Source organism: Streptomyces sp. NPDC059850 (genome assembly GCF_042731515.1).
Taxonomy (GTDB): Bacteria; Actinomycetota; Actinomycetes; order Streptomycetales; family Streptomycetaceae; genus Streptomyces.
The window spans coordinates 45,374-61,844 of record NZ_JBHWJI010000034.1; the positions used below are offsets into that span (position 1 = coordinate 45,374).

General features: G+C 71.0%; 17 protein-coding genes and 1 tRNA gene. 10 read left to right on the forward strand and 8 right to left on the reverse strand.

Annotated elements, in window-relative coordinates; translation table 11 throughout:
- Positions 1 to 18 precede the first annotated feature (18 nt).
- The 6 genes from mscL to ACFV9T_RS26025 form a co-directional block, all read right to left on the reverse strand.
- The gene (mscL, locus tag ACFV9T_RS26000) at positions 19 to 504 is read right to left on the reverse strand and encodes a large conductance mechanosensitive channel protein MscL (protein WP_385444389.1); all 486 of its coding nucleotides are present in this window, start codon (positions 502 to 504) and stop codon (positions 19 to 21) included.
- 93 nt (positions 505 to 597) lie between these two features.
- Positions 598 to 1,209 (reverse strand): RcpC/CpaB family pilus assembly protein, encoded by a 612-nt coding sequence (locus ACFV9T_RS26005; RefSeq protein WP_385444390.1) that lies wholly within the window; start codon positions 1,207 to 1,209, stop codon positions 598 to 600.
- Between the two features lie 151 nt (positions 1,210 to 1,360).
- Entirely contained in the window at positions 1,361 to 2,209 is an 849-nt protein-coding gene (locus ACFV9T_RS26010) for an S-methyl-5'-thioadenosine phosphorylase (protein WP_385444392.1), read from the reverse strand.
- Between the two features lie 96 nt (positions 2,210 to 2,305).
- Positions 2,306 to 2,683 (reverse strand): FmdB family zinc ribbon protein, encoded by a 378-nt coding sequence (locus ACFV9T_RS26015; protein WP_385444393.1) that lies wholly within the window; start codon positions 2,681 to 2,683, stop codon positions 2,306 to 2,308.
- A gap of 110 nt (positions 2,684 to 2,793) precedes the next feature.
- Positions 2,794 to 4,302: a potassium/proton antiporter gene (locus ACFV9T_RS26020; RefSeq protein ID WP_385444395.1), complete on the reverse strand. Its 1,509-nt coding sequence runs from the start codon at positions 4,300 to 4,302 to the stop codon at positions 2,794 to 2,796.
- 74 nt (positions 4,303 to 4,376) lie between these two features.
- Positions 4,377 to 4,553, reverse strand: coding sequence for a hypothetical protein (locus ACFV9T_RS26025; protein WP_385444397.1), 177 nt, complete (start codon positions 4,551 to 4,553; stop codon positions 4,377 to 4,379).
- An 82-nt stretch (positions 4,554 to 4,635) separates the two neighbouring features.
- Between ACFV9T_RS26025 and ACFV9T_RS26030 the strand changes: the two genes are divergently transcribed.
- A complete protein-coding gene (locus ACFV9T_RS26030; RefSeq protein ID WP_385444399.1) occupies positions 4,636 to 7,404 on the forward strand; it encodes a penicillin acylase family protein in 2,769 nt (922 codons plus the stop codon).
- 190 nt (positions 7,405 to 7,594) lie between these two features.
- Here the strand turns inward: ACFV9T_RS26030 and ACFV9T_RS26035 are convergent, their stop codons facing one another.
- Positions 7,595 to 8,194 (reverse strand): 5-formyltetrahydrofolate cyclo-ligase, encoded by a 600-nt coding sequence (locus ACFV9T_RS26035; protein WP_385444400.1) that lies wholly within the window; start codon positions 8,192 to 8,194, stop codon positions 7,595 to 7,597.
- A gap of 73 nt (positions 8,195 to 8,267) precedes the next feature.
- On the opposite strand from ACFV9T_RS26035, the gene galU reads away from it, so the two are divergent.
- The 9 genes from galU to ACFV9T_RS26080 all read left to right on the forward strand — a co-directional run bounded on the left by galU (position 8,268) and on the right by ACFV9T_RS26080 (position 15,853).
- Positions 8,268 to 9,170, forward strand: coding sequence for a UTP--glucose-1-phosphate uridylyltransferase GalU (galU, locus tag ACFV9T_RS26040; RefSeq protein ID WP_385444401.1), 903 nt, complete (start codon positions 8,268 to 8,270; stop codon positions 9,168 to 9,170).
- A 4-nt stretch (positions 9,171 to 9,174) separates the two neighbouring features.
- Positions 9,175 to 10,509: a gephyrin-like molybdotransferase Glp gene (glp, locus tag ACFV9T_RS26045; RefSeq protein ID WP_385444403.1), complete on the forward strand. Its 1,335-nt coding sequence runs from the start codon at positions 9,175 to 9,177 to the stop codon at positions 10,507 to 10,509.
- Positions 10,510 to 10,571: 62 nt separating this feature from the next.
- The gene (moaC, locus tag ACFV9T_RS26050; protein WP_385444405.1) at positions 10,572 to 11,054 is read left to right on the forward strand and encodes a cyclic pyranopterin monophosphate synthase MoaC; all 483 of its coding nucleotides are present in this window, start codon (positions 10,572 to 10,574) and stop codon (positions 11,052 to 11,054) included.
- Positions 11,051 to 11,659 (forward strand): molybdenum cofactor biosynthesis protein B, encoded by a 609-nt coding sequence (locus tag ACFV9T_RS26055; RefSeq protein ID WP_385444406.1) that lies wholly within the window; start codon positions 11,051 to 11,053, stop codon positions 11,657 to 11,659. Before moaC ends, ACFV9T_RS26055 begins: the two co-directional genes overlap by 4 nt.
- Positions 11,656 to 12,279: a GNAT family N-acetyltransferase gene (locus ACFV9T_RS26060; protein ID WP_385444470.1), complete on the forward strand. Its 624-nt coding sequence runs from the start codon at positions 11,656 to 11,658 to the stop codon at positions 12,277 to 12,279. The genes ACFV9T_RS26055 and ACFV9T_RS26060 overlap by 4 nt, the downstream gene beginning before the upstream one ends.
- 142 nt (positions 12,280 to 12,421) lie before the next feature.
- Positions 12,422 to 13,600: a gephyrin-like molybdotransferase receptor GlpR gene (gene glpR / locus ACFV9T_RS26065; protein WP_385444407.1), complete on the forward strand. Its 1,179-nt coding sequence runs from the start codon at positions 12,422 to 12,424 to the stop codon at positions 13,598 to 13,600.
- Between the two features lie 75 nt (positions 13,601 to 13,675).
- Positions 13,676 to 13,749 (forward strand) — tRNA-Ala (locus ACFV9T_RS26070).
- 68 nt (positions 13,750 to 13,817) lie between these two features.
- Complete coding sequence (locus ACFV9T_RS26075) at positions 13,818 to 14,480, forward strand: LysE family translocator (protein ID WP_385444409.1); 663 nt, start codon at positions 13,818 to 13,820, stop codon at positions 14,478 to 14,480.
- 209 nt (positions 14,481 to 14,689) lie between these two features.
- Positions 14,690 to 15,853 carry a trypsin-like serine peptidase gene (locus ACFV9T_RS26080; RefSeq protein ID WP_385444410.1) on the forward strand — a complete coding sequence of 388 codons (1,164 nt, stop codon included), beginning with the start codon at positions 14,690 to 14,692 and terminating at the stop codon, positions 15,851 to 15,853.
- Between the two features lie 59 nt (positions 15,854 to 15,912).
- On the opposite strand, the gene ACFV9T_RS26085 is transcribed toward ACFV9T_RS26080, so the two are convergent.
- Positions 15,913 to 16,461 carry a GNAT family N-acetyltransferase gene (locus ACFV9T_RS26085; protein ID WP_385444412.1) on the reverse strand — a complete coding sequence of 183 codons (549 nt, stop codon included), beginning with the start codon at positions 16,459 to 16,461 and terminating at the stop codon, positions 15,913 to 15,915.
- Between the last annotated feature and the right edge of the window lie 10 nt (positions 16,462 to 16,471).

Sequence of the window (16,471 nt, forward strand, 5' to 3'; positions counted from 1 at the left end):
TGCCGAGCAGGCGCTCGGCTAGGAGCTGGGGCCGCCTTCGCGCCGGGCCACCAGCTCGTCCCGGATCTCGCGGAGCAGGCTGATCTCCTCGGCCTCCGTCTCGGCCAGCTCCTCCTCGGCCTGCTGCTCCCTGGCGGCCTTGCGCGCCAGATAGCGCGACATCGGCAGCACCATCAGGAAGTACACCACCGCCGCGGTGATGAGGAAGGTCAGGATGGCGGACAGCACGCTGCCCCACAGGATCGGGATGCCGCGCACCACCTCGCCCGCCGCGTTTGTCTCGCAGGGTGCCTCGAGGCAGGAGCGGTACTTCTCCAGGTCCTTCGTGCCGAAGGCACCCACGATGGGATTGATGAAGCCCTTCACTATGGAGTTCACGACGGATGTGAAGGCGGCTCCGATCACCACCGCGACCGCGAGGTCGATCACATTGCCGCGCATCAGGAAGGCTTTGAAGCCCTCCAGGACGCTCTGCTTCTCCTCGGGCACCTTCTCTGTGCTCAACCCACTGCCTTTCTCTCGCCGCCACGGTGCTGGAGCGGACGGTTCCGCAACCTACACCGGCGCCGAGCTGGGCTTGGAGGCGAGGCACGCATGTCAGGAGCGGCACAGGGTCACCGCCAGCCGTGAGGTGGCCCCGGCCCCGGCGAGCGAGGCGGCGGCCGCGCGCGGAACCCTGAGCACCACCAGCGCCCCGTCATCCGGCGGGCCGCTGTCCCGGAGGCCGGGAACGGCGGCCACCCGGACACCGCGCGTGACCACCCGCGCCGGGGCACCGGATCCGTTGCGCCGGACGGCGTCGGGCGCGGGCGTGGCCAGCACGTCCACCCGGTCGCCGGGGCGCAGCAGCCGCACCGCCGCCGCGTCGGCGATCCGGACCGGCGCGGACACCATGGCGGGGCGCGGCGGTTCGTAGCGGCCCCCGGCCGGGGCGGCGGGTGCGGACTCCGGGCGCGTGGATCCCTGACCGGACGGTGCGGCGGCGGCGAGCGCGGCGGCCGTCAGCGCCAGCCCGGCCGCCATCGAGCGCCGCCGTCGCCGCGCGGACCGCCGCAGCCGGTATCTGCCGTCGCGCGCCACCCGCACCGGACCGAAGCGCGGCACCGCCCGGGCCGGGGGAGTGGCACGGGTCAGCGGAGAAGAGCCGGGGGAGAGGGGCGCGGGAAACGGGGACGTGGGGGACGGGGGCGCGGAGAACGGATGGGACATGGCACAACACCGCCTGCCGTGAGGAGCCGGGAGCTTCTGGGCCCCTTCACCATGCCCGGCCCCGCCCGATCCCGCTGGGGCCTGTGGACGGCCGCCGCCTTGTGGACAACTCGGCCACCCACACGAGCGCACCCCCCGGCCAGTCCAGCCGCTACGGCAGCTCGATCCCCAGGTCCCAGCCGTCGTGCCCGTGCGTGCACAGGCAGTCCCGCTCGGCGTTGTCCGGAAGGCCGCTCACCGCGTCGAAGAGCACCTCGCGCAGCCGCCCGACGTTCTCGCCGAACACCTTCATCACCTCGGCGTGCGAGACGCCCTCACCCGTCTCCACCCCTGCGTCCAGGTCGGTGACCAGCGTCAACGACGTGTAGCACAGCTCCAGTTCACGGGCGAGAACCGCTTCCGGATGCCCGGTCATCCCGACCACCGACCAGCCCTGCGCGGCATGCCAGCGCGATTCCGCGCGAGTGGAGAAACGCGGCCCTTCGACCACGCACATCGTCCCGCCGTCCACCGGCTCCCAGCCGCGTCCGCGCGCCGCCGTCACCGCGGCCTGCCGCCCCACCGGGCAGTACGGGTCGGCGAAGGTCGTGTGCACCACGTTCGGCACCTGCCCGTCCGGCAGCGGCTCACCGTCGAAGTAGGTCTGCGTACGGCCCTTGGTACGGTCCACCAGCTGGTCCGGCACCAGCAGCGTCCCCGGCCCGTACTCCGGCCGCAGTCCGCCCACCGCGCACGGTCCGAACACCTGCCGCGCCCCGAGCGCGCGCAGGGCCCACAGGTTGGCGCGGTAGTTGATCCGGTGCGGTGGCAGATGGTGCTCGCGGCCGTGCCGGGGCAGGAAGGCGACCCGCCGTCCCGCGATGTCGCCAAGGAAGAGCGAATCGCTCGGAGCCCCATAGGGAGTCTCTACGGTGATCTCGGTCACATCGTCGAGGAAGGCATAGAACCCCGACCCTCCGATGACCCCTATGTCCGCTTGTGTGCTGCTCGTCTCAGCCATGCGATCACCCTAGTCAGCCGCCGCTCACGGTGCCCGCACGCACCGCGCCCCCGCGGCTTCCCGGGAGGGAGCGGCGGGGGCGCGGTGACGTGAGTGTCAGGCGGCCGAGCTGGTGCTGCTCGACGATGACGTGGTCGACGAAGAAGAAGACGTCGACGAGGAAGACGAGGAGGAGGAAGACGACCCCGAGGAGCTGTCCGAGGAGGAGGACGAGGGGGACGAGCCCTTGTCCGACGACGAGCCGCTGTCACTCTTCGCCGCGGGCTTCGCCGAGCTGCCGCTCGAGCCGCTGGACGAGGAACGGCTGTCGTTCCGGTAGAAGCCGGAGCCCTTGAAGACGATGCCGACCGCGGAGAACACCTTCTTCAGGCGTCCCTGGCACTCGGGGCATTCGGTGAGCGCGTCGTCGGTGAACTTTTGCACCGCCTCGAGGCCCTCGCCGCACTCGGTGCACTGGTACTGGTAGGTCGGCACGTACTTCCTCCTGGCACTCTCACTCGTTGAGTGCTAACGACGCTCCATAGTGCAGTATTCCGGCCCGCCAGTCCACTGCGGTACGGCAGACGGTGACCTACGCCACGCCATCAGCCGCCACCGGTGCCCAGCCAGCCCGCCAGCTTGCCGCCCCGGCCGACCGCCCGCAGCCGCTGCTCGGCCGCGTCCCGTACCGGGTCGGTGGCCACCACCAGGAGTTCGTCGCCGCGCCGCAGCACGGTCGACGGTAGCGGTACGAAGCTGTTGCCGTCCCGGACGACGAGGGTCACCGCGGCCCCGGGCGGCAGCCGCAGCTCGGCGACCTCCACCCCGTGCATCCGGGAGTCCCTGGGGATCGACACCGACAGCAGATGGCCGCGCAGCCGCTCCAGCGGCGCCGATTCGATGCCGAGATCCGCGGTGCCCTCCGCCTCCTCGAGTCGCAGCCGGGTGGCGAACCAGGGCAGTGTCGGCCCCTGGATCAGGGTGTAGATGATCACCAGGACGAAGACGATGTTGAAGATCCGGCGGCTGTCGGGCACCTCGCCGACCATGGGGATGGTCGCGAGCACAATGGGCACCGCGCCGCGCAGTCCGGCCCAGGACAGCAGGGCCTTCTCCCGCCAGGCGACGCGGAACGGCGCCGTGCTCACCAGTACCGACACGGGCCGGGCGACCACGGTCAGCACCAGTCCGACGACGACGCCCGGCAAGATGTCGTCGGCCAGCTCGTGCGGCGTCACCAGCAGTCCGAGCAGGACGAACATGCCGATCTGGGCGAGCCAGCCGAGCCCCTCGGCGAAACCGCGGGTCGCCGGCCAGTGCGGCAGCTTCGCGTTGCCCATGACGAGCGAGGCGAGGTAGACGGCGAGGAAGCCGGAGCCGTGCGCCAGCGCGCCGCCCGCGTACGCGACGACCGCGATGGCCATCACCGCGATCGGGTACAGGCCCGAGGCGGGCAGGGCCACCCGGCGCAGACCGTACGAGCCCAGCCAGCCGATCGCGAGACCGATCGCCGCGCCGATCGCCAGCTCCAGCGCGATCAAGCCGATCATTTGGTACCAGGGATCGATCGAGCCCTGGCTGGAGAAGGCGACCACAAGGATCACCACCGGGGCGTCGTTGAAGCCCGATTCGGCCTCCAGGACACCGGTGAGCCGCTTGGGCAGCGGCACCTTGCGCAGCACGGAGAAGACCGCCGCCGCGTCCGTGGACGACACCACCGCGCCGATGATCAGCGCCTGCCGCCAGTCCAGCCCCACCACATAGTGCGCCGCCGCGGCGGTGACCCCCACGCTCACCGCGACGCCCACGGTCGACAGTGCGGCGGCGGTCGGCAGCGCGGGTTTGATTTCTCGCCACTTGGTGCCCAGACCGCCCTCGGCCAGGATCACCACCAGCGCGGCGTAGCCGATGACCTGCGTCAGTTCGGCGTTGTCGAAGGTGACGCCGAGCCCGTCCGTGCCCAGGGCGACGCCCATCCCGAGGTAGAGCAGCAGGGTGGGAAGCCCGCTGCGGGAGGAGATCCTTACGGCCGCCACCGCGACGAGCAGGACGAGAGAGCAGACCAGCAGCAGTTCATTGAGGTGGTGGACAGTCAGGGGCCGAACCTTTCTCACGTGAGCGGCGGGACCTTCGGGGACGAGATGAACGGTTCCCGGCCGACCGGAACTTCATTGCCTTACCTAACATTTTACGGGTTCTTGACGCGGGCCTTCCACGCGGGCCGACCGCGGAGGTGCGGGAGGCCCGGTCCGGAGTCCGGTGGCGCGTCCGCTGAGCCGGTCCGGGCGACCCGGTACGGGTGGCCGGTGGCGCGGTCCGGGGAGCCGGTGGCAGGCCGGGGTGGCCGGTGGACGGCGTCAGCCATGACTCCGCGTAGGGGCGGCGACAGCCCTGCGCCTATGGTTGCTCCAGCACTCCAGGATCACCCTGCCCCTCGAAGGACAGCGATGCCCGCCAACACAACCGGCTCTCCTCCTAAGAAGAAGAGCCGACGTCTCCGCCTGATCGTGATCGCAGTCGTGCTGCTGCTCCTGGGGGGTACCGGTTTCGGCACGTACTGGAGTATCAGTACCGTGCGGGCCTCTTTCCCGGAGACCACGGGGTCGCTGCAGGTCAAGGGTCTCGACGACCCTGTCCAGGTCAAGCGCGACGGAAATGGCATACCCCAGATCTACGGCAATTCATCCGAAGACCTCTTCCGCGCCCAGGGCTTCGTCCAGGCGCAGGACCGCTTCTGGGAGATGGATGTCCGCCGTCATATGACGGCCGGTCGGCTCTCGGAGATGTTCGGTTCCAGCCAGGTGGAGACCGACGCGTTCCTGCGGACCATGGGCTGGCGCCGGGTGGCGCAGCAGGAGTACGACACCAAGCTGTCGCCCGAAACCAAGAAGTATCTGCGGGCCTACTCCGACGGCGTCAACGCCTACCTCAAGGACCATGAGGGCAAGGCGCTGTCGGTCGAGTACGCGGCGCTGGGCTTCGAGAACGACGGCTACAAGCCCGAGAAGTGGACCCCGGTCGACTCGGTCGCCTGGCTCAAGGCCATGGCGTGGGACCTGCGCGGCAACATGCAGGACGAGGTGGACCGCGCGCTGGCGTCGAGCCGGCTGAGCGCCAAGCAGATCGAAGAGCTGTACCCGTCGTACCCGTACAGCCGGAACAAGCCGATCGTCCAGGGCGGCGCGCTCAACGAGGCCACCGACGAGTTCGACCCCAAGGCGACGTCCACGGGCACCACGGGCAACGCGGGGTCCGCTGGCACGGTGAACGGGGGCGGGGCCACCGGAGCGGCCCAGGGCCTGCAGAGCCAGCTCACGTCCATGTCCAAGACCCTGGAGAAGATCCCGGCGCTGCTCGGCCCCAGCGGCAGCGGTATCGGCTCCAACTCGTGGGTCGTCTCCGGCCGGTACACGACCACCGGCAAGCCGCTGCTCGCCAACGACCCGCATCTGGCGCCCCAGCTGCCGTCCGTCTGGTACCAGATGGGCCTGCACTGCAATCAGGTCAGCAGCAAGTGCCCGTTCGACACGGCGGGATACACCTTCTCCGGGATGCCCGGCGTGGTCATAGGTCACAACCAGGACATCAGCTGGGGGATGACCAACCTGGGTGCCGACGTCAGCGACCTCTACCTGGAGAAGGTCAACGCGACGCACTATCTCTACGACGGCAAGCAGGTCCCGTTCCGCAGCCGTGAGGAGACCATCAAGGTCGCGGGCGGCAAGAGCCGCACGATCACGGTACGCGGCACCAACAACGGGCCGATCGTCTCCGACCGGGACGACGAGCTGACGAACGTCGGCAAGAACGCACCGGTCGGCAGCGGGGCCGATGACGTGGCCCCCGACCGCGGCGACGGTTACGCGGTCTCCCTGAAGTGGACCGCCCTGTCGCCGTCCAACAGCATGGACGCGGTCTTCGGGCTGAACAAGGCACGGAACTTCGACGACTTCCGCGCGGCGGCCCGCGACTTCGCGGTCCCCTCCCAGAACCTCATCTACGCCGACACCAAGGGCAACATCGGCTACCAGGCGCCGGGCCGGATCCCGGTGCGCTCCAAGGGCGACGGCCGCTACCCGGCGCCCGGCTGGGACTCGCGCTACCGCTGGTCGAAGTTCATCCCGCAGTCGGCGCTGCCCTGGGAGTACAACCCCGACCGCGGCTTCATCGTCACCGCCAACCAGGCCGTCATAGACAAGAAGAAGTACCCGTACCTGCTGACCGACGACTGGGGGTACGGCGCGCGGAGCCAGCGCATCACCGACTTGATCGAGTCAAAGATCAAGGACGGCGGGAAGATCTCCACGGACGACATGCAGACGCTGCAGACGGACAACAGCAGTGAGATCGCCAAGGTGCTGACGCCCTATCTGTTGAAGATCAACATCAAGGACCCGTTCGTCCGCGAGGCCCAGAAGCTCCTGGAGGGCTGGGACTACACCCAGGACGCCGACTCGTCGGCCGCCGCGTACTTCAACGCCGTCTGGCGCAACACCCTGATGCTCGCCTTCGGCGAGAAGATGCCCAAGGAGCTGCGGGTCAAGGGGCAGTGCCTGCGGGTGCGCCCGGCCGGGGACTCCGGTCCGATCGAGGACCTGGACGGCAACACCCGGCTGGTCCGCGAGTGCGGCACCCGCGACGCCGACCAGGCCCAGCCGGACGGCGGCGACCGCTGGTACGAGGTCGTACGGAAGCTCCTCAAGGAGCCGGGCAGCGACTGGTGGAAGACCACGGGCACCCGCAACCAGCCGGGCGCGGCCAACCGTGACGAACTGCTCGCCGAGGCCATGAAGGACGCGCGCTCCGAGCTGACCGCCAAGCTGGGCAAGAACATCAACACCTGGAGCTGGGGCCGGCTGCACCGGCTGACGCTGAAGAACCAGACGCTGGGCACCGCGGGCCCGGGTGTCGTCCAGTGGATGCTCAACCGCGGCCCGTGGGACCTCGCGGGCGGCGAGGCCGCGGTCAACGCGACCGGCTGGAACGCGGCGGGCGGCTACGACGTCACCTGGGTGCCGTCGATGCGGATGGTCGTCAACCTCGACAACTTCGACAAGTCGCGGTGGATCAACCTCACCGGTGCCTCCGGTCACGCCTACAACGCGCACTACACGGACCAGACCGAGAAGTGGGCGAAGGGCGAGTTGCTGCCCTGGGCGTTCAGCAAGACCGCGGTGGACAAGTCGACGGACGATCAGCTGGCCCTCACACCCTGAGGCCGCAGACGGCCCGCTGCGGGCCGCTCCCGCCCCCGGCCCGGGGAAGGGGGTCCGCGAACCTCCGGCCCCGCCACAGCGCCTTCGGGCGCCCGTGGCGGGGCCGTCGCGTTGCCGGGCTGGACTGTTGCCGTGCGGGGGCTGCCGCCTGGCGGGGCTGTTGCGGTGCGGGGCCGTCGCCGGTTGGGGCTCAGGTGAAGCGGTGTGCCCCCGACGGCGTCACCGCCGCGTGCACCGGCCGGTCATGGGGTTCCTCCGGGACCGCGTCCAGCAGCTCGCCGTCGTACAGCAGCACCACCAGCGCGGGGTCGGCCCCGGCCCGCGCCAGCCGGGCCAGCACCCGGTCGTACGAACCGCCGCCGCGCCCCAGCCGCATACCGCGCCGGTCCACCGCGAGTCCCGGCAGCAGGACCGCGTCCGCCCGGGTGACCGCCTCCGGGCCCAGCCGCGGCCCGCCGGGCTCCAGCAGCCCCCGTCCGGCGCGCACCAGCCCGTCCGGGCCCTCGTCCGCGCCCCAGTCGAGGTCGTTGTCCGGCAGCAGGACGGGGAGCAGCACCCGTACGCCCCGCGCCCGCAGCGCGTCCCGCAGCGCGCGCGTACCGGGCTCGCGCCCCACCGAGACATAGGCCGCCACGGTGCCCGCCCGGGCCAGCTCCGGCAGCTCCAGCGCGCGACACGCCAGGGACGCCCCGGCCGCCTCGATGTCATCTGCGGTCAACCCGGACCTCACCGTCAGGAGACGTCTCCGCAACGTGGGCTTATTAGCGTCGGGGGTGCTCACTGAGTGCACATACTTCCTGTCTCATGTCATATTCACCGTATCCTCATCAATTGCCTAAAAGGCACCGGATAAGGTTCGGGACATGACTCAATCGCGTACTCGGATCAGCAAGGCTGTCATCCCTGCCGCGGGCCTCGGAACCCGCTTCCTCCCGGCCACCAAGGCCACCCCGAAGGAGATGCTGCCGGTCGTCGACAAGCCGGCGATCCAGTACGTCGTCGAGGAAGCCGTCACCGCCGGCCTGTCCGACGTTCTTATGATCACCGGTCGCAACAAGCGGCCCCTGGAAGACCACTTCGACCGCAACTACGAGCTCGAAGAGGCCCTGACGCGCAAGGGCGACGAGACCCGCCTCGCCCGCGTCCAGGAGTCCAGCGACCTGGCGACCATGCACTACGTCCGGCAGGGCGACCCCCGGGGCCTCGGCCACGCCGTGCTGTGCGCCGCCCCGCACGTAGGTGACCAGCCCTTTGCCGTCCTCCTCGGCGACGACCTCATTGATGCCCGCGACCCGCTTCTGGCCCGGATGGTCGAGGTACAGGAGCAGCACGGCGGCAGTGTCATCGCCCTGATGGAGGTGGATCCCGCGCAGATCCACCTCTATGGCTGCGCCGCCGTGAAGCCCACCCTGGACGAGGGCGTCGTCCAGGTCACCGGACTGGTGGAGAAGCCCGACCGGGCCGACGCGCCCAGCGCGTACGCGGTCATCGGCCGCTATGTGCTGGACCCGGCCGTCTTCGACGTGCTGCGCCGCACCGAGCCCGGCCGCGGCGGCGAGATCCAGCTGACCGACGCGCTCCAGGCGCTCGCCTCGGATCCGGACATCGGAGGCCCGGTGCACGGCGTCGTCTTCAAGGGCCGGCGGTACGACACAGGCGACCGTGGCGACTATCTGCGTGCCATTGTCAGACTCGCGTGCGAACGTGAGGACCTGGGCCCGGACTTCCGGGAATGGCTTCGCAGTTACGTCACCGAGGAGATGTAGCACTTTGAGCAGCACCGCGGCACGGGCCGCCGATCAGGGCACGGACGAGGGCCGGGAGCGTCACCGGGTCTGGTCGGTGGCCGAGCACCTCGACGACATCCTCGGGCACGTCCACCCGCTGGACCCCATCGAGCTGCAGCTGCTGGACGCCCTGGGCTGCGTCCTGGTCGAGGACGTCACCGTGCCCGCGGCCCTCCCGCCCTTCGACAACAGCTCGATGGACGGCTATGCCGTCCGCACGGCCGACGTCGGGGCGGCGACGGGCGAGCATCCCGCGGTGCTGACGGTCGTCGGGGACATCGCGGCGGGCAGCGGCGAGCTGCCCGCCGTCGGCCCCGGTGAGGCCGCCCGGATCATGACCGGCGCCCCGCTGCCGCCCGGCGGACAGGCCGTTGTCCCGGTCGAGTGGACCGATGGCGGACTGGACGACGGTCCGGTCAGCGGCATGCCCGCCCGCAGCTCGGATCCGCACGGCGGCAGCGGCCTGGTGCGGGTCTTCCGGCCGGTCCGGGACGGGCAGCATGTGCGCACCCGGGGCAGCGACGCGGGGGCGGGAGAGCTGGCGCTGAGCGCCGGTACGGTCCTCGGGGCGGCCCAGATCGGGCTGCTCGCCGCCATCGGCCGGGCCACGGTCAGGGTCCGTCCGCGGCCCCGCGTCGTGGTGCTGTCCACCGGCAGCGAGCTGGTCCAGCCGGGTGAGGAGACCGGGCCCGGCCGCATCTACGACTCCAACAGCTACCAGCTCACCGCCGCCGCCCAGGAGGCCGGGGCGATCGCCTACCGGGTGGGCGCGGTCGCCGACGACGCCGGGACGCTGCGCTCCACCGTCGAGGACCAGCTGAGCCGCGCCGACATCGTCGTCACCAGCGGCGGAGTCAGCGTCGGCGCGTACGACGTGGTCAAGGAGGCGATGCACGAGGTCGAGTTCCGGACCGTCGGCATGCAGCCCGGCAAGCCTCAGGGCTTCGGGCGGGTCGGCTCCGACCGGACTCCGCTGCTCGCCCTCCCCGGCAATCCGGTCAGCTCGTACGTCTCCTTCGAGCTGTTCGTACGGCCGGTGATCCGCACCATGCTGGGCGCGGGGCTGGTTCACCGCACTACCGTGCGGGCCGTCTGCCCGGACGGCATCGCGTCCTCGCCGGAGGGTCGGCGCCAGTTCCTGCGGGGCTGGTACGAGCCGTCGGCGACGCCGGGCGAGCCGGGCACGGTCGCCCCGGTGGGCGGCGCCGGATCGCATCTGATCAAGGCTCTCGCCCGGGCCAACGCGCTGCTCGTGATCCCCGAGGACGTGGCCGAGGTGGCCCCCGGGACCGAGGTGGACGTCGTCCTTCTCGCCTAGCCGGGGTCTACGGCGGGTACGGTGTCGTCGCACAGAGCCACCTGGCCCGGACCGGGAGAACGATGAGCAGCGCCCAGGACCACCTCACCCATCTCGACCCGGCGGGCGCGGCGCGCATGGTCGACGTCTCGGCCAAGGACGTCACCGCGCGCACCGCCCGCGCGAGCGGCCGTGTGCTCGTCGCGCCGCGCGTCGTCGAACTGCTCCGGGGCGAGGGCGTCCCCAAGGGTGACGCCCTCGCGACTGCCCGGATCGCGGGCATCATGGGCGCCAAACGCACCCCGGACCTGATCCCGTTGTGCCATCCGCTCGCCGTGTCGGGCGTGAAGGTCGACCTCACGGTCGCCGACGACGCGGTCGAGATCACCGCGACCGTGAAGACCACCGACCGTACGGGCGTCGAGATGGAGGCCCTGACGGCGGTCTCGGTCGCCGCCCTGACGGTGATCGACATGGTCAAGGCCGTCGACAAGGGCGCGGTCATCACCGACGTACGGGTGGAGGAGAAGACGGGCGGCAAGTCCGGCGACTGGAGCCGGGAATGAGCGCCCCCAGCGCCTCTGCCGGTCCTGGCGCCCCTGACGGAGCGTCGCGGTACCGCGCCCTGGTCGTCACGGCCTCCAACCGCGCCGCCGCCGGGGTCTACCCGGACAAGGGCGGTCCGCTGATCGCCGAGGGGCTGACCGCGCTCGGCTTCGCGGTCGACGGCCCGCGCGTGGTGCCCGACGGCGACCCGGTGGAGGCCACGCTGCGGGAAGCGGTGGCCGCCTCGTACGACGTCGTCGTGTCCACCGGCGGCACCGGGCTCACCCCGATGGACAGCACCCCCGAGGCCACCCGCCGGGTGCTGGACTACGAGATCCCCGGCATCGCGGAGGCCATCCGCGCCGAAGGGCTCGCCAAGGTGCCCACCGCCGCGCTCTCCCGGGGGCTGGCCGGGGTCGCGGGGACGACCCTGATCGTCAACCTGCCCGGCTCGACCGGAGGCGTCCGCGACGGCCTCGCGGTGCTCGGGCGGCTCCTGGTGCACGCGGTCGACCAGATCCACGGCGGCGACCACCCCCGACCCGCCGGACCCGCCAGACCTGCCGGACCGGCCGATGAAGCCGACGCAGCCGATGCCGCCGGTCCCGCCGGGAGCGCGAGCTGAACGCGCCCTGGCCGGTCGTGCTGGCGGATGGTGACACGGTCCTGCGCCCCATAAAGCTGCGCGACCAGCGCGTGTGGCGCGAGGTCAACCAGCGCAACCGGGAATGGCTGCGGCCCTGGGAGGCGACCATCCCGCCGCCCGCGCCCGGCGGTCCCGTCACCCAGCGGCCCACCTACCGGCAGATGGTGCGTCATCTGCGCGCCGAGGCGCATGCCGGGCGGATGCTGCCGTTCGTCATCGAGCACCAGGGGCGGCTGGCCGGGCAGTTGACGGTCGCCGGGATCACCTGGGGCTCGATGTGCTCGGGCCATGTCGGCTACTGGGTCGATCAGGCGGTGGCCGGGCGCGGCGTCATGCCGACCGCGGTCGCGCTCGCCGCCGACCACTGCTTCCGCACCGTCGGACTGCACCGCATCGAGGTGTGCATCCGGCCGGAGAACCTGCCGAGCCGCCGGGTGGTGGAGAAACTGGGATTCCGCGAGGAGGGGCTGCGGCCGCGCTATCTGCACATCGACGGCGCGTGGCGCGACCACCTGGTCTTCGCGCTCACCGTGGAGGAGCTGTCGGAGGGACTGCTCACCCGGTGGCACCGGACCCGACCAGGGGCATCGCAGAAATAAAAACTCTGTTCGATTACATTGGGCCCATTCCCAGCCTGGTCATCCCAACAATCACAAAAAACTTTCGAGATATCAGCCAGATCGTGCGACACACCGCGCCAATTGGCAGATGGCCTCATGCGGACCCCTCTACCGTGTGAGCGTGAGTAGCAGTGGCCTCATCTACGCAGTCATCGTCGGGGCCTGGGCCGCCTATTTGGTGCCGATGTGGCTCCGTAGGCAGGACGAGCTCAATGAGGCCCGTCCGACGGAACGCTTCAGCACGGCCATCCGGCTGCTGTCCGGACGGGCGGGCATGGAGCGCCGTTACGCCAAGGGGCTGGAGGACCGAGAGTGCCCGGGGACCCCGGACGACCTGGCGGCACGTACCGCCCAGGAGACGGACGCCCCCGATGCCGGGGGTCGCTCCGCCGACCCGGAACGCCACTCGGCCGACCGCTACTCAGCCGACCCGGAAGCCGTCACCGACGCGGTCGACGTCCGGGCCTTCGCCGAGCCCGTGACCCTGCTCGCGCCCGCTCCCGGCGGCCCGGACGCGCCGCAGGCGGACACCGGGGCCGCCGCCCCGGCCGCCTCCGCCGTGGCCAGCGCGCTGGAGCGCGGGCGGCGCGCGCGGGTGCTTGCGCGCCGTCGCCGCACCACCGTGATCCTCTTCGTCGCCTTCACTGTCGGCGCGGTCGTCGCGGCGGTCGGCGGTCTCGCCTTCCTGTGGGCCCCGGCCATTCCGGCCATACTGCTCAGCGCGTACATCGCCTATCTGCGCGCCCAGGAGCGCCGCCGCTTCACCTTCACCATGGACCAGCGCCGCGCCGAGCAGGCCGCGCAGCGCCTCCGGGAGCGCCGCCCGCGCAGCCACCCGCCCGCCGACGGCCCCTCCGCCGACGACCGTCCCGCCGAGCCGCCCGTCCCCGCCGAGGCCGAGCCCGCCGGTGTCCCGTCCGCCTCCCCGCACGCGGCCGGGCGTCGCGCCCTGGTCGAACAGACCGACCACGCGGAGTGGGTGGACCAGGAGCGCGAGCGCGAGCGCGGCCCGGCCGCCGGGGAGGGCTGGGATCCGGTGCCGGTCCCGCTGCCGACGTACGTCACGGCGCCCGTCGCTCCCCGCGCGACCGGCAGCGTCGACCTCGCCGCCCCCGACGCCTGGAGCTCCGCCCGCTCCAGCACCGTCGACCCCGCCCCGGCCCACGACCCGGCACCGCACGCCGAGCCCGACCCCCGCCAGGGCTCCCCGGCCCCGTCCCGCACCCCCCGGGAGCGCGGCCGCACCCCCCTCTTCGACCAGTACGCGGACGAGGACCGGCCCCGCGCCGCCAACGAGTGACGCGCACTCCATTGACCAGCGGGGAACGGATTTCCAAGCACCCCGCAGGGGATGCTAGAGTTTCACTCGTTGCAAGGGCCTGTGGCGCAGACTGGTAGCGCACCTCGTTCGCATCGAGGGGGTCAGGGGTTCAAATCCCCTCAGGTCCACCGCAGCTCAAAGCCCCCGCCGGGGAAACCCGGCGGGGGCTTTGCTTGTGAGGGGTTAGTCTCCGGGCATGCTCACATCAGCTCTTGCCTTCGCAGGCGTTGCCGCGCTCATCAATGTCACTCCGGGGCTCGACACCCTGCTCGTGCTGCGCACGTCGGTGTCCCAGGGGCGGAACGCGGGGCTGGCCGCGTCGGTCGGGATTCTCGCCGGTTGTCTGGTGTGGGGGTTCGCTACGGCGGTCGGGCTTACGGCGCTGCTCACGGCTTCGCGTGTGGCGTACGACACGCTGCGGGTCGCGGGGGCGGCGTATCTGGTGTGGCTGGGGGCGTCCGCGCTGTGGCGGTCGCGCCGGGCGGCGGGGTCGGAGGTGGAGCCGGAGCAGGCGCTTCCGGGGGCGGTGGACGGAACGGAGTCGCGAGGGCGGTGGGCGGCGTTCCGCGCGGGGGTGGGGACCAATCTGCTCAACCCCAAGGCGGGGGTCTTCTATATGAGCCTGATTCCCCAGTTCACCCCGGACGGTGCCTCGGTGTTCACCGCGACCCTGGTGTTCACCGCGATCGACATCGTCGAGCTGGCGCTCTGGTACTGGGTGGTCTCCGGTGCCGCGTCCGCGCTGAGCGACCGGATCCGGCGGCCCGCGTTCCGGCGCCGGATGGAGCAGGTGAGCGGGGTGGCGTTCTTCGGGTTCGCGGCGAACCTTCTGGTGGAGGGCGGGCGTAAGACGGCGTGATGTGGCACTGGTGGCGCCGTCCTGACGGGGCGTCCGATGTCAGGGAATCGTGCTGACACCGTTCCTGTTGTGTGCGGGCCGTGAGACGGGTGATGGCCCTGGCGAGAGGCACCGGCATAGTGGGGGCGTCCTGGAAAGGATGTGGCGCGAAAGCGCCGCTGCAGAACTCCGCACAGCAGAACAACAGCAGCACAGGGGGATAAGGCGCCATGCCACTCATACGCCGTTCCGCGGCGGCGGCCGCCGCCGTGGCCGCACTGCTCGTGGTCACCGCCTCGGCCTGCGGGTCGAGTGAGGACAAGGCCGGTTCCGAGTCGAGTGAGACGTCCGCGGCCGGTCAGCCGGGCGACAACGGGATCAAGCTGCCGGAGGGCGTTCCGACGAGTCTGGACGACCTGAAGGAGTGGAAGGAGGGCGGGTGGAAGAACTGGGACAAGTGGGCGCGCGACGCGTCAGATTTCGCCAATCCCGTCATCAAGAACTTCTGGCAGCCGTCCCGGATGTCCAAGGCGAAGGACTCGCCCAACACACTCTCCACGCAGAGCGCGGGCGAGGGCCAGGCCGCGACCGATCCGGAGCCGCCCGCCGTACCGGCCAAGCAGGTCTCGCGGCCGTACCACCAGAACATGGCGCCGGTGGGGAAGGTGTTCTTCGACAGCCCCGAGGGGCCGATGGTGTGCTCGGGTACGGTCGTCGAGGACCCGGCGCATCCCGGCAAGTCGAACCTGGTGTGGACCGCTGGCCACTGCGTGCACTCCGGCAAGAAGGGCGGCTGGATGCGCAACATCGTGTTCGTGCCGTCGTACAACGACGACGGGCTGCCCGCCGCCAAGGCGGAGACCGCGGCCCAGCGTGAGGTGACCCCGTACGGCGTGTGGTGGGCCGACTGGTCGCAGACCTCGTCCCAGTGGATCGACACGGGCGGCAAGACCGGCAACGTGGGCTCCACGTACGACTTCGCGGTGCTGCACGTGAAGCCGGAGAACAGCGGCGGCAAGTCGCTGCAGGAGACGGTCGGGGCGGCCGTGCCGGTGTGGTTCGGGGCTCCGTCGGCCAACAAGGTCAGCTCGATCGGGGCGTACGGCTACCCGGCCGCACCGCCCTACGACGGGGCGAAGATGTTCAACTGCACCAGCAGGCCCGGCCGGTTGTCGTTCACGCCGACCACGCCGACCATGTATCGCATCGGCTGCTCGATGACGGGTGGCACCTCCGGCGGCGGCTGGTTCGTCAACCGCGGCGGAAAGACGGTGCTGGTGTCGAACAGCTCGATCAGTTCGAACGAGCACACCTGGCTCGCCGGTCCGCACCTGGGGGCCGAGGCGAAGGGCGTGTTCGGCGCGATGAGCAAGAAGTTCGCCAGCAAGGGCTGAGGCCCGGTCGGCGTGTGGCGGAACCTGCTCCGGGGACGGAGCGGGTTCCGCCCTTCCGTTTATCCGCGTGGTGAAGACGCGTCACATGGGCTCGACTGGTCCATCTGGTGCACGGCGGCGTCGTCAGAGAGTGCCAGCGGCTTGCCGAAGCAGCGGCTCAGCTCTTCGAAGCGGTACAGCCCGAACTTCTTCACCAGCTCATAGCCCGATGAGGTGTACAGCGCGATCGCCTCGGGCTGCTTGAGGCCGGTCTCCAGCACCATACGGGTGCGCCCCGCCGCCCGGGCGCTGTCCTCCAGCGCCGCCAGGATCAGGCGGGCCAGGCCGCGTCCGCGCGCCTCCTGTATGACGAACATCCGCTTCAGCTCGGCGTCCCCGTCCTCGTACCCCTCGTCGTTCCGATCCTGGCTGCGCCAGCCGCCGGTGGCCACGGGGCGGCCGGTCTCGTCGTAGGCGATCAGGTAGAGGCCGTGGGGCGGGTCGAATTGGGCCGCGTCCAAGGGGGTCATGTCCCCCTCGTCGTCGTAGCGTTCGGCGTACTCCGCCTGCACCTCGTCGTTGAGCCGCACCGCGTCGGGATGATCAAAGCGAACCGCTCGGATATTCATGCGCTGGATC

What these genes read in the sequence shown, in the direction of transcription:
- ACFV9T_RS26080 (WP_385444410.1), top strand. Translation starts at nt 14,690, where the DNA reads ATGCCACTCATACGCCGTTCCGCGGCGGCGGCCGCCGCCGTGGCCGCA.
- ACFV9T_RS26005 (WP_385444390.1), bottom strand. Translation starts at nt 1,209, where the DNA reads ATGTCCCATCCGTTCTCCGCGCCCCCGTCCCCCACGTCCCCGTTTCCC.
- ACFV9T_RS26075 (WP_385444409.1), top strand. Translation starts at nt 13,818, where the DNA reads ATGCTCACATCAGCTCTTGCCTTCGCAGGCGTTGCCGCGCTCATCAAT.
- galU (WP_385444401.1), top strand. Translation starts at nt 8,268, where the DNA reads ATGACTCAATCGCGTACTCGGATCAGCAAGGCTGTCATCCCTGCCGCG.
- ACFV9T_RS26010 (WP_385444392.1), bottom strand. Translation starts at nt 2,209, where the DNA reads ATGGCTGAGACGAGCAGCACACAAGCGGACATAGGGGTCATCGGAGGG.
- moaC (WP_385444405.1), top strand. Translation starts at nt 10,572, where the DNA reads ATGAGCAGCGCCCAGGACCACCTCACCCATCTCGACCCGGCGGGCGCG.
- ACFV9T_RS26030 (WP_385444399.1), top strand. Translation starts at nt 4,636, where the DNA reads ATGCCCGCCAACACAACCGGCTCTCCTCCTAAGAAGAAGAGCCGACGT.
- ACFV9T_RS26025 (WP_385444397.1), bottom strand. Translation starts at nt 4,553, where the DNA reads ATGGCTGACGCCGTCCACCGGCCACCCCGGCCTGCCACCGGCTCCCCG.
- ACFV9T_RS26085 (WP_385444412.1), bottom strand. Translation starts at nt 16,461, where the DNA reads ATGAATATCCGAGCGGTTCGCTTTGATCATCCCGACGCGGTGCGGCTC.
- ACFV9T_RS26055 (WP_385444406.1), top strand. Translation starts at nt 11,051, where the DNA reads ATGAGCGCCCCCAGCGCCTCTGCCGGTCCTGGCGCCCCTGACGGAGCG.